Origin of the sequence: Streptomyces sp. NPDC059010, from assembly GCF_042740355.1 — a bacterium.
GTDB lineage: Bacteria > Actinomycetota > Actinomycetes > Streptomycetales > Streptomycetaceae > Streptomyces.
In genome coordinates, this window is the sequence record NZ_JBHYJA010000047.1 from 24,515 (window position 1) to 36,842 (window position 12,328).

General features: G+C 68.0%; 9 protein-coding genes and 1 riboswitch. Of the genes, 4 read left to right on the forward strand and 5 right to left on the reverse strand.

Going from position 1 to position 12,328, the window contains the following annotated elements; translation table 11 throughout:
• Positions 1–125: 125 nt before the first annotated feature.
• The gene (locus ACFWYS_RS37070) at positions 126–1,652 is read right to left on the reverse strand and encodes a YibE/F family protein (RefSeq protein ID WP_384778823.1); all 1,527 of its coding nucleotides are present in this window, start codon (positions 1,650–1,652) and stop codon (positions 126–128) included.
• 356 nt (positions 1,653–2,008) lie between these two features.
• Positions 2,009–2,198, forward strand: a riboswitch (TPP riboswitch).
• Between ACFWYS_RS37070 and thiC the strand changes: the two genes are divergently transcribed.
• On the forward strand, positions 2,191–3,993 hold the full coding sequence (thiC, locus tag ACFWYS_RS37075; protein ID WP_384778826.1) for a phosphomethylpyrimidine synthase ThiC: 1,803 nt from the start codon (positions 2,191–2,193) through the stop codon (positions 3,991–3,993). It overlaps the preceding riboswitch by 8 nt.
• A gap of 147 nt (positions 3,994–4,140) precedes the next feature.
• Here thiC and ACFWYS_RS37080 read toward each other — a convergent pair whose 3' ends face one another.
• The 3 genes from ACFWYS_RS37080 to ACFWYS_RS37090 form a co-directional block, all read right to left on the reverse strand.
• Positions 4,141–5,010: a hypothetical protein gene (locus ACFWYS_RS37080; protein ID WP_384778829.1), complete on the reverse strand. Its 870-nt coding sequence runs from the start codon at positions 5,008–5,010 to the stop codon at positions 4,141–4,143.
• 193 nt (positions 5,011–5,203) lie between these two features.
• Entirely contained in the window at positions 5,204–6,292 is a 1,089-nt protein-coding gene (locus ACFWYS_RS37085) for a metallophosphoesterase (protein WP_384778832.1), read from the reverse strand.
• Between the two features lie 287 nt (positions 6,293–6,579).
• Positions 6,580–7,692, reverse strand: a complete 1,113-nt coding sequence (locus ACFWYS_RS37090) for a LacI family DNA-binding transcriptional regulator (protein WP_384778835.1) — start codon at positions 7,690–7,692, stop codon at positions 6,580–6,582.
• A gap of 428 nt (positions 7,693–8,120) precedes the next feature.
• Between ACFWYS_RS37090 and hisC the strand changes: the two genes are divergently transcribed.
• Positions 8,121–9,200 carry a histidinol-phosphate transaminase gene (gene hisC / locus ACFWYS_RS37095; RefSeq protein WP_384778838.1) on the forward strand — a complete coding sequence of 360 codons (1,080 nt, stop codon included), beginning with the start codon at positions 8,121–8,123 and terminating at the stop codon, positions 9,198–9,200.
• A 49-nt stretch (positions 9,201–9,249) separates the two neighbouring features.
• On the opposite strand, the gene ACFWYS_RS37100 is transcribed toward hisC, so the two are convergent.
• A complete protein-coding gene (locus ACFWYS_RS37100; protein ID WP_384778841.1) occupies positions 9,250–9,642 on the reverse strand; it encodes a cyclophilin-like fold protein in 393 nt (130 codons plus the stop codon).
• A gap of 142 nt (positions 9,643–9,784) precedes the next feature.
• Here ACFWYS_RS37100 and ACFWYS_RS37105 point away from each other — a divergent pair, with 142 nt between their 5' ends.
• Entirely contained in the window at positions 9,785–11,293 is a 1,509-nt protein-coding gene (locus tag ACFWYS_RS37105; protein ID WP_384778844.1) for a cytochrome ubiquinol oxidase subunit I, read from the forward strand.
• 20 nt (positions 11,294–11,313) lie between these two features.
• Complete coding sequence (gene cydB, locus ACFWYS_RS37110; RefSeq protein WP_384778847.1) at positions 11,314–12,318, forward strand: cytochrome d ubiquinol oxidase subunit II; 1,005 nt, start codon at positions 11,314–11,316, stop codon at positions 12,316–12,318.
• Positions 12,319–12,328: the final 10 nt, after the last annotated feature.

Consider the following 12,328-nt stretch of genomic DNA (forward strand, 5'->3'; position numbering starts at 1 on the left):
AAGGGGCGCGTGGGAGCGCTTCCTCAACGCCGGATGTACTTCGCGCTCCGCCGGACGGGCGGGACCGAACGACCCGGCTAGGCCGTAGTCGTCACCGCGCCGCTGTCGCCACCGCGCCGTTGTTGTCACCGCTTCCGTCGGCGCCCTCGCCCGCCGCGCCCGGAAGCCGCCTGTGCGCCTGCCGGGGCCGGCCTGGAGCCCGCCGGAGCCGGCTGGGAGCCCGTCGGCGCCGCCGCCTTCTCCGGCCGGTCGGCCGAGACCACCAGGGCCGCGAGGGCCGTGGTGACCGGCACCGAGGCGACCAAGCCGATGGAGCCGACCAGCGTGCGCACGATCTCCTCGGCCACCAGCTCACTGTTGGCGACCGTGCCGACGCCGCTCTGCGCGATCGAGAAGAGCAGCAGCAATGGCAGGGCGGCGCCCGCGTAGGCGAGGACGAGTGTGTTGACCACGGACGCGATGTGGTCGCGGCCGATCCGGATGCCCGCGCGGTACAGCCCGCGCCAGCCCATCGTCGGGTTGGCCTCGTGCAGCTCCCAGACCGCCGAGGTCTGGGTGACCGTCACATCGTCGAGGACACCGAGCGAACCGATGATGACGCCGGCCAGCAGCAGACCACTCATGTCGATCGACGGGTACAGCCCGTGGATCAGCCCGGTGTTGTCGTCCGTGTTGCCGGTGAGCGCGGCCCAGTCGATGAACCCCGAGCCCAGCAGGCCGATCAGGAGCAGCGAGAGCAGCGTGCCGAGCACCGCGACGGATGTACGGGCCGACAGGCCGTGGCACATGTAGAGGGCGATCAGCATGATGGCGCTCGCCCCCACCACCGCCACCACCAGCGGGTTCGAGCCCTGCAGGATCGCCGGCAGGATGAAGAAGGTAAGCACCATGAAGCTGATGGCCAGCGCGACCAGCGCCATGACGCCGCGCATCCGGCCCACCACCACGACGGCGAGCGCGAAGATGCCGGCGAGCAGCATCATCGGGAACTCACGGTTCACGTCGGTGACCGAGTACTGCAGGTCCTTGGGCGCGGAGGGCTCGTAGGCGACCACGACCTCCTGGCCCTCGTGCAACTGCCGTGACTGGTCGGGCTGCACGATCTCGGTGAACGTACGGCCCTTGTCGTTGCCCGTGTCGACGCGAATCGTCGCCTTCTTGCAGGTGCCCTTCTCCTGCTGCGCGGCGGAGGAACCCTCGGCGGTGGAGGTGTCACCGGTCGGCGGCACGCCAGAGGCGCCCACGTCCTTGCAGCTCAGCTCGACCACCTTGGTGACCGTGGCCTGCTGTGTCTGTCGGTCGAAGCCGACCCCCGTGCGCTCGTGCGGCGGGGCACCGCCCGGCCACAGCACCGCGAGCCCCACCACCACCGCCGCGGCGAACGGGATCAGGATCGCCGCGATGACCTTGCGCAGATGCCGGGAGACGGGCGCCGCAGGACCGTGGGCGTGACTGTGCGAGTGCCCATGCCCATGACCGCGATCGTCCCCGCCACCGCCACCGCCACCGCCACGGCCGCCGCCACCACCGCCGCGCGAGCCGTCGTAGCCAGCTCCGTGCCCATGACCAGCACCGGAATCATGCCCGCGCTCGTCATCCGGGCCGGGCCCGCGCCCTGGTGAGCCGCTGGATCCCGGACCGTGCTCATGCATGCCCCCGGCTCTGGGTCCGTGCTCATGCAGGCCACCGGCCCCGGGACCGTGCTGGTGCCAGCCGCCGGTCCCCGTCATGTGATCGCCAGCCGTTTGATCGCCGGCCAACTGACCTTCGTGACCGCCGCCCCCGGGACCCCGGCCGTATCCGCCGTCGTATCTCGCTCCGGCGACCCCTGAACCCCGGCCGTCTGTACGGTCGTTGCCCCGTACGGGGCCGTTTCCGGCGCCGGATCCACGGGGCCGCTCGGGCGGTGGGTACGGAGGTTCATGCGTCGAGGTCACCGCCCGATCATCGCAAGAACGACCGAGGCCCTCTGTTCACCGCGCCCGAATTGACGCTAGCGTGGTGCCACCTTTGTACACGCGGGAGCTCGGAGCACCGGGCTGAGAGGGCGCTGACCTCCGTCCCAGCGATGTTTCACATGAAACATCACTCACCACGAGTGATGTTTCACACGAAACGTCGGCAGACGGATACCGCTGCGTCGACCGCCGAACCTGTTACCGGGTAATGCCGGCGTAGGGAGTAGGTCTCATGACCATCAAGGACACGCGCACGCCTGCCTCCAGCCAGGACGAACAGCCCACTCAGGGTGAAACGTCCCCGGAGGCCGGGAAGTCCATCGGCTGGCACAAGGCGTATGTCGAGGGTTCGCGCCCCGACCTGCGGGTGCCGGTCCGCCAGGTGCACCTCACCAACGGGCAGTCGGTCACGCTGTACGACACGTCGGGCCCGTACACCGATCCACTGACCGATACCGACGTCCGCAGGGGGTTGTCCCCGCTACGGGAGAACTGGATCATCGCCCGCGGTGACACCGAGGAGTACGCGGGTCGTCCTGTTCGTCCCGAGGACGACGGGATCAAGCACACCTCGCCGCGCGGTGGTCTGCGCAACCTCGACGCCGTCTTCCCCGGACGGCCGCGCCAGCCTCGTCGCGGCCGTGACGGCAAGGCGGTCACCCAGCTCGCCTACGCGCGACGCGGCGAGATCACGCCCGAGATGGAGTACGTGGCCATCCGGGAGAACGTCTCCCCCGAAGTGGTCCGCGACGAGATCGCCGCGGGCCGGGCGGTGCTGCCCGCCAACGTCAACCACCCGGAAATCGAGCCGATGATCATCGGCAAGCGGTTCCTGGTGAAGGTCAACGCCAACATCGGCAACTCCGCGGTCACCTCTTCCATCGAGGAAGAGGTCGAGAAGATGACCTGGGCGACCCGCTGGGGCGCCGACACGGTCATGGACCTGTCGACCGGCCGCAACATCCACACCACCCGTGAGTGGGTGCTGCGCAACTCCCCCGTGCCCATCGGCACGGTGCCGCTCTACCAGGCGCTGGAGAAGGTCGACGGCCGTGCCGAGGAGCTGACCTGGGAGATCTACAAGGACACGGTCATCGAGCAGGCCGAGCAGGGCGTGGACTACATGACCGTCCACGCGGGTGTGCGCCTGCCGTACGTGCCGCTCACCGCCAACCGCAAGACGGGCATCGTCTCGCGCGGCGGCTCGATCATGGCCGCGTGGTGCCTGGCGCATCACAAGGAGTCGTTCCTGTACGAGAACTTCGAGGAACTCTGCGAGATCCTCGCGGCGTACGACGTCACGTACTCGCTGGGCGACGGCCTCAGGCCGGGCTCGATCGCGGACGCCAACGACGAGGCGCAGTTCGCGGAACTGCGCACTCTCGGGGAACTCAACCGGATCGCGAAGCGTTTCAATGTTCAGACCATGATCGAGGGCCCGGGACATGTCCCGATGCACAAGATCAAGGAGAACATCGACCTTCAGCAGGAGATCTGTGATGAAGCTCCGTTCTATACGCTCGGCCCGCTGACCACGGACGTCGCGCCGGCGTACGACCACATCACCTCCGGCATCGGCGCCGCGATGATCGCCTGGTGGGGCACGGCCATGCTCTGCTATGTGACGCCCAAGGAGCACCTGGGCCTGCCCAACCGTGACGACGTCAAGACGGGCGTGATCACCTACAAGATCGCCGCCCATGCGGCCGACCTCGCCAAGGGACACCCCGGCGCACAGGAGTGGGACGACGCGTTGTCCGACGCCCGCTTCGAGTTCCGGTGGGAGGACCAGTTCAACCTGGCTCTCGACCCGGACACGGCACGGGAGTTCCACGACGAGACGCTGCCGGCCGAGCCCGCCAAGACGGCCCACTTCTGCTCCATGTGCGGGCCGAAGTTCTGCTCGATGAAGATCTCCCAGGACATCCGTCGCCAACACGGTGGATCCCAGGAAGAGATCGAGGACGGCATGGCTCAGAAGTCGAAGGAGTTCGCGGCGGCGGGCAACCGGGTGTACCTGCCGATCGCGGACTGACGTCGACGTCCTGACCCGGGGTGCAATGCCCCGGCGCGCTGCCAGACGTTCGGCTTGCGCCTCCCCGAGGAGGTTTCCCCGGGGGTCCGTCGAGGCGGAGGGTCCCCTGCTGGGGGCTCTCCTACGGCGGGGGCGCAAGCCGAGGGGCTACTCCGGCTGGTGGTCCGGCCCTCCGAAGTCCGGGCTCGTGTAGTCCGGGCTGGAGAAGCTCGGTCGCGGGCCGGAGGTGGGTCCGTCGCCCGGGCTGCTGAAACCCGGGCGGTCGTATCCGAGAGCCGGGATGCGGCCGGCCGGCGTCGACGGTGGCATGCGGTGCAGGGCCGATGCCGTGCCGGGATCGGCGAGTGCCTCCCGCAGGAAGGGCAGGATGCCGCGCTCCAGCAGTGCCTCGCGCCAGGCTTCCCTGGCCCGGGCCACCTCCTCGCTCAGTTCGCCGTACGGTCCGCTGACGAACGCGGGCTGGTTGCGCAGGGCGGTGAGCAGAAGTCCGACGGCGGCGACCAGGATCGCGGCCGCTGCGACGGCGCCGAAGACCCATCCGGTGGTGAGCATCGTCTGGGCGAATGCCGGCTCGGGGTTGAGCATCCTCAGGATGTAACCGACGAGCAGGAAGATCGCCGCTGCGGTGCCGGCGAGGACAGGGGCCAGGACGGCGACCACGGCGATGACGCCGGGGCCGGCGGTCTCGGCGACCTCTCCCATGGTGGCGGCGAGCCCCATCGCGCCCGTGCCCGACTCGGTGGAGCCGGACTCGCTGGCGGACGACGGGGTGGACGGCGCCGGCTGGCGCAGTTCCTCGCGGACCTTCACATAGTGCTGGTACTCGGTCGCCGCGGCCGCCGTGATGAGTGCGGTGGCGTTGAGCGCCATGGTGCGCAGCTGTTCGGGGTTGAGTCGCTGTCCGACAGCGGTCAGTTCCGGGCGGTGTGGTGCGGAGCGCAGCGCCTCGTCGAGGATCCGCTCGTAATCCTGGCGGTCCTCGCTGAGCAGGTGCTGCGGAACGCTGTTCATGTGCATCCCCCGATGCTCCGTAGGGCTTGGGGCTCGCATGGCAACGAGCCGTCGGGCAGAAACGGAGGGGAGCCTGCTACGGATAAGCCGATGGTAGAGCGGTGACGGCACACGGTGACAGGGGGTTTGCCAAAATTGGGCCCTGGCCTGCGCCGTCCTCCGTCGCTGGGTGATGGAGGGACGTCTGCCCGGTGAACGTTCAGATATCCAGGGGGAGTTGCTGGACCAGCAGCTTTCCGGCCATGGTCACGCCGCCGTCCATGGCGATGGCGAGGCCTTCGGCGTAGACGTGCGGTCCCTCGATCAGGGGCCCGGTGCTGTCCTCGGTCTCCTCGGAGCCGACCTCGCCCAGCAGGTACGGAATAGGGCTGTGGCCGTGAACGATGCGGGTGCCGCCGTACGTATCGAGCAGGGAACGCACATGGTCGGCGCCGCCCTCGTCGCGGAAGGAGAAGCGCCTGGTGAACTTGCGGAAGAGATCCCAGACTTCGTCGGCGTCGTTGCGGGTGAGCGTCTCGCGGACGGTGTCGTTGACGGCCTCGATCGAGTCGCCGTAGTCGAGATAGGCGGTGGTGTCCGAGTGCACGAGCAGATGCCCGTCGACCTCTTCCATGGCGTCCAGCCGCGCCATCCACTGCATGTGGTGGTCCTGGAGACGGTCCATGTCGGTCTTCTGCCCGCCGTTGAGCAGCCAGGCCGCCTGGAAGGTGGCGGTGCCCGCGCCGGAGTTGACGGGGGTGTCGCCGAACCGCTTGGCACCGATCAGCAGCAGCTCGTGGTTGCCCATGAGGGCCTTGCAGTAGCCGCCTGCCGCGGCGGCCTCCGCGGACAGCCGCATCACGAGGTCGATGACGCCGATGCCGTCCGGGCCGCGGTCGGTGAAGTCGCCGAGGAACCACAGCCGGGCGGTGCCCGCGCACCAGTTCCCCGCCGAGTCGATCAGGCCCTTTTCCTGGAGGGCGGCCACCAACTCGTCGAGGTAGCCGTGGACGTCGCCGACCACGAACAGCGGGCCGGGAGCGTCCGTCGACTGCGGGACCGGCACGGCGGCGGGGTCGACATGCACCTGAACCGTGTCACCGCGGTTGATGACGGGCAGATCGCGCTCCGTCGGCGTGTACCCCTCCGGATACGTCTCGGCGAGGGGCGGGGCGACCGGCGGGGCGACCTCGCCCGGGAGCATGCTGTGGGCGTACGGACCGGTCTCATGGACGTACGCGGGCACCCGGAAGTCGCGCAACGTCGCCGTCCGCTCCACCTCGGGTCCCTGACCGGCCCCCTGAGTCATCAGACCCCTCCACCATCGCGCCGCAGCTGCACCGCATCGGACTGCCTGGTCGCAGCGGCCCGTGGGTGTCGTGGGCCCATCATAGGAATGCCGATCGCGCCATGTGATGACCCAGGGGTGGTGAATCGGAGCAGGACTCCTGTTCACCGCGGCTTTCGCCCCGATTGAGCCGGGCTTAGGCCGTCCGACGACCGTGCTCCTCGTCGTCCCTCGACCTGTTTTCGACGCTCCCGGAGCTGCTCCCGGCCCTCCGCCGACCTGCCGCTGTCGTCTCCCCCGACCTGCTTCTAACGGTCCTCGGGCGACCGGGGCGGGCTGACTGTCGTACGCGGCGGTCGTCGCTGGGACGAGGTACGCACGATCAGTTCGGTCGGTATCACCTGCTGCAGCGGCTGGTCCGACTCCAGCCCCTCGATCGCGTCGATGAGGAGCTGGACCACGGCCGTGCCGATGCGTCGCGGCTTCAGGGAGAGCGTGGTGATGGGCGGCTCGGTGGTGGCGTACACGGTGGATTCGCTGCAGCAGACCAGAAGGAGGTCGTCCGGTACGCGCAGGCCGTAGCGACGGGCGGCGGCGAGCAGGTCGGTGCCGTTCGGGTCGAACAGGCCGTAGACGGCGTCGGGGCGGTCGGGGCGGGCGAGCAGCCGGTCAGCGGCGACGGCGCCGGCGCACGGGTCGTGCGCCGGGTAGGCCTCGTAGACCGGGTCCTGGCCGACCCGCTCGCACCAGCGCAGATAGGCGGTGGTCGACAGATGGGTGTACGTGTCCGTCGTGGTGCCCGTCAGCAGACCGATCCGGCGGGCGCCCGCGTCGGCCAGATGGTCGAGGATGCCGAGTACGGCGGCCTCGTGGTCGTTGTCGACCCAGGCGGTGACCGGGAGCGAGCCGGCCGGGCGTCCGTCGGAGACGACCGGCAGCCCCTGTCTGACCAGCTCGCTGACGACCGGGTCGTGGTCGGACGGGTCGATGACGACCGTGCCGTCGAGGGCGACGTTCGACCAGACGTCGTGGCGCGAGGTCGCGGGGAGGATCACGAGGGCGTAGCCGCGGGCGAGCGCGGCCGACGTGGCCGCGCGGGCCATCTCCGCGAAGTACGCGAACTCGGTGAAGGTGAAAGGTTCATCCCCGTACGTCGTCACGGTCAGGCCGATCAGGCCCGATTTGCCGGTACGGAGCGTGCGAGCGGCGGCCGAGGGCCGGTAGCCCAGCCGGTCGGCGACCTCGCGGACATGGCGTCGGGTGGCGTCGGGGAGCCTGCCCTTGCCGTTGAGGGCGTCGGAGACGGTAGTGATGGAGACTCCGGCAGCGGCGGCCACATCTCTGATCCCCGCCCGTCCGGGCCGACTGCCTCGGCGTGAGGTTTCCGCGCGGCTCACCTGGTGCTTCCCTGCTGCTGTCATGGCGAGCCGATAGTAGGGCTCATGCGGTGGGGTAGTGCGGACGCATATGCACCCGTTGACAGGCACGTTTCTGCAAGGTCATCAGGCGTCAAATGCCTTGGAAATCAAGGGAGTTGAACGATCCAATGGTAAGACCTGACTTGTCGGCACGCATGGGCCTGCCAAGTGCGCGATGTTTCGAAGAGGTCTCAACTCACCTTCACGAGGGATGCGCGCCACGGCGTGAGCCACCGGCGCGTAGATATATGTGTGGCGCCCCCCTCGATTCGTACGCCTTCGTGCGCTGATGCCCCTGATGCAGATGTGACGGAAGAGGTCTGCAGTCGAGGGCGCCGCACCAGTACGCATCGGCGCGGAATCCTCATAAGGTGAGAAGTATTGGAGCCGGCGCTGATGATGGGCCGCCGGTGGTCGTGAGGAGGACTGCGGTGAGCGAGACGAGCCCCAAGCTGCGCGCCGAGCTGGAGGGTATCCCCACCTACAAGCCGGGCAAGCCTGCCGCGGCCGGTGGCCCGGTGGCCTACAAGCTCTCCTCCAACGAGAACCCCTATCCGCCGCTGCCCGGCGTGATGGAGTCCGTGACGGCCGCCGCCTCGTCCTTCAACCGCTACCCGGACATGATGTGCACGGGGCTGATGAACGAGCTGTCCGAGCGCTTCGGCGTCCCGGTCTCCCACCTGGCCACCGGCACCGGCTCGGTCGGGGTCGCCCAGCAGCTGCTGCAGGCCACCTCCGGCCCGGGCGATGAGGTCATCTACGCCTGGCGGTCCTTCGAGGCGTACCCGATCATCACGCAGATCAGCGGCGCCACCTCGGTGCGGGTGCCGCTGACGCCGGGGGATGTGCACGACCTGGACGCGATGGCCGCCGCCATCACCGAGCGGACCAGGCTGATCTTCGTCTGCAACCCCAACAACCCGACGGGCACGGTGGTGAAGCGGGCCGAGCTGGAGCGGTTCCTCGACCGGGTGCCGAACGACGTCCTGGTGGTGCTGGACGAGGCGTACCGCGAGTTCATCCGCGATGCCGAGGTGCCGGACGGTGTGGAGATCTACCGCGAGCGGCCGAACGTCTGTGTCCTGCGGACGTTCTCCAAGGCGTACGGCCTCGCCGGTCTCCGGGTCGGTTTCGCGATCGCCCATGAGCCGGTCGCGGCGGCGCTGCGCAAGACGGCCGTGCCCTTCGGAGTGAGCCAGCTCGCGCAGGAAGCGGCCATCGCCTCGCTGCGTGCGGAGGACGAACTGCTCGGCCGGGTCGGCTCGTTGGTGTGTGAGCGCGCCCGTGTGGTCGACGGGCTGCGCGCCCAGGGCTGGACGGTGCCGGAGACCCAGGCCAACTTCGTGTGGCTGCGGCTGGGGGAGCGTACGGTCGCCTTCGCGCAGGCGTGTGAGCAGGCCGGCGTGGTGGTCCGACCGTTCCCGGGCGAGGGTGTGCGCGTGACGGTCGGAGAGGTCGAGGCGAACGACATCTTCCTGAAGGTGGCGGAAGGGTTCCGAAAGGAGCTGTAGGGCTCCGCGGGCACGCTCAAGTGACAAGCGCCTGAGCGCTCAAGTGCGCTCAGACGTCCATGAGTTCCACGCGTATGGGGTCGCCGTCGCGGACCGTGGACAGCAGGCGGGGGTCGCCGTCGATGCGGCCCAGGACATTGCACGGGCTCGCTAGGCGGCACTCGTCGCCTAGCGAGATCGGCGTGGGGCCATAGGGGAGCGCAAGCGCGTCGCCATCGGTCCAGAAGGCGACCGTGCCCGGCTCCACGACCTGCCGGGCATCCGTTTCACGTGAAACGGATACACCTGTGTCGAAGTACACCTCCTCGCCCCAGGTGCGGGCGGTTGAGACGAGCGGCAGGGTCTTGGTGAGGGTCTGTGTGGTCGGGGTGTCGTCCAGGACAGCGTTGAGGTGTCCGGCAGGCCAGGAGATCCGTATATGGAGCGGTGTCTGAGTCGGCATGCAGGAGATTCAACAATATGTTGAAGTTCGCGCCAAGGGGTTGGTCTGAACGAGGGACCCCCCTTCGTGGCCGGAATGGACCGTGCTGCATAATTGCTTGTGAATGTGAACGCTTTCACAAGCGTAGGTAAGGAGCGGCGACGTGGACCTGGCTTTGGCGCCGGAGACTCTGGCGCGCTGGCAGTTCGGTATCACCACCGTCTACCACTTTCTGTTCGTCCCTCTGACGATCTCGCTGGCCGCCCTGACGGCCGGGCTGCAGACCGCCTGGGTGCGCACGGAGAAGGAGAAGTACCTCAGAGCGACGAAGTTCTGGGGCAAGCTCTTCCTGATCAACATCGCGATGGGTGTGGTCACCGGCATCGTGCAGGAGTTCCAGTTCGGCATGAACTGGTCCGACTACTCGCGCTTCGTCGGTGACGTCTTCGGCGCCCCGCTCGCCTTCGAGGCGCTGATCGCCTTCTTCTTCGAGTCCACCTTCATCGGGCTGTGGATCTTCGGATGGGACAAGCTGCCGAAGAAGATCCACCTGGCCTGTATGTGGATGGTCTCCATCGGCACGATCCTGTCGGCGTACTTCATCCTCGCGGCCAACTCGTGGATGCAGCACCCCGTCGGCTACCGGATCAACGAGGCGAAGGGGCGCGCCGAGCTCACGGACTTCTGGCTCGTGCTGACCCAGAACACCGCCCTCGCCCAGGCCTTCCACACCCTCTCCGCGGCCTTCCTCACCGGTGGCGCGTTCATGGTCGGCATCTCCGCCTTCCATCTGCTGCGCAAGAAGCACATCCGCGAGATGAAGACCTCGCTGCGGCTCGGCCTGGTCACGGTCGCCGTCGGTGGCCTGCTCACCGCTGTCAGCGGTGACACGCTCGGCAAGATCATGTACGAGCAGCAGCCGATGAAGATGGCCGCGGCCGAGGCGCTCTGGGACGGCGAGAAGCCGGCGCCCTTCTCGATCTTCGCCGTCGGCGACGTCGACAAGGGCCACAACAAGGTCGCCATCGAGATCCCCGGCCTGCTGTCCTTCCTGGCCAAGGACGACTTCACCTCGTACGTCCCCGGCATCAACGACGTCAACAAGGCCGAGCAGGAGAAGTACGGACCCGGTGACTACCGGCCCAACATCCCGGTCGCCTACTGGGGCTTCCGCTGGATGATCGGCTTCGGTATGGCGTCGTTCACCATCGGTCTGGTCGGACTCTGGCTGACCCGCAAGAAGTTCATGCTGCCGCAGCATCTGAGGGTCGGTGACGACGAGGTGCCGCATCTGGTGCTGCTCCCGAAGAAGGCGCTCGGCCCGAAGCTGACCAAGTGGTACTGGCGCATCGCGATCTGGACCCTGGCCTTCCCGCTGATCGCCAACTCCTGGGGCTGGATCTTCACCGAGATGGGCCGCCAGCCCTGGGTCGTCTACGGCGTCCTGCGCACCCGTGACGCGGTCTCCCCCGGTGTCTCCCAGGGCGAGGTCCTCACCTCGATGATCGTCTTCACCACGCTCTACGCCATCCTGGCCGTCGTCGAGGTCAAGCTCCTCGCGAAGTACGTCAAGGCCGGCCCGCCCGAGCTGACGGAAGCCGACCTGAACCCGCCCACGAAGATCGGCGGCGACTCCCCTGACGCCGACAAGCCGATGGCCTTCTCGTACTAGGCCGAGGGAGCTGCACAGTCATGGAACTTCACGACGTCTGGTTCGTCCTGATCGCCGTCCTGTGGATCGGCTACTTCTTCCTGGAGGGGTTCGACTTCGGGGTCGGCGTCCTCACCAAGCTGCTCGCCCGCAACCGGCCCGAGCGGCGGGTGCTGATCAACACCATCGGCCCCGTCTGGGACGGCAACGAGGTGTGGCTGCTCTCGGCGGGCGGTGCCACCTTCGCCGCCTTCCCCGAGTGGTACGCCACGCTCTTCTCCGGTTTCTATCTGCCCCTGCTGCTCATCCTGGTCTGCCTGATCGTCCGGGGTGTCGCCTTCGAGTACCGGGCGAAGCGACCCGAGGAGAGCTGGCAGCGCAACTGGGAGCAGGCCATCTTCTGGTGCTCGCTGCTCCCGGCGTTCCTGTGGGGCGTGGCCTTCGCCAACATCGTGCGGGGCGTGAAGCTCGACCAAAGCCATGAGTACGTCGGCAACGTCCTGGACCTGCTCAACCCGTACGCCCTCCTCGGCGGTCTGGTGACGCTGACGCTGTTCACCTTCCACGGTGCGGTGTTCACCGCGCTGAAGACCGTCGGCGAGATCCGGGAGCGGGCGCGGAAGCTGGCCCTGTGGGTCGGCCTCGCGACGGCCGTCCTGGCCGTGATCTTCCTGCTCTGGACGCAGGTCGAGAACGGTGACGGCCAGAGCCTGGTTGCTCTCGTCGTGGCCGTTGTGGCGCTGGTCGCGGCTCTGGCGGCGAACCAGGCGGGGCGCGAGGGATGGTCGTTCGCCTTCTCCGGTGTCACCATCGTGGCCGCCGTGGCGATGCTCTTCCTGACGCTCTTCCCGAACGTCATGCCGTCCTCGCTCAATGAGGACTGGAGCCTCACGGTCACCAATGCCTCGTCGAGCCCTTACACCCTGAAGATCATGACCTGGTGCGCGGTGATCGCCACGCCGATCGTGATGCTCTACCAGGGCTGGACCTACTGGGTCTTCCGTAAGCGGATCGGAACGCAGCACATCGCTGAAACCGTGCACTGAGGTGTGTTTC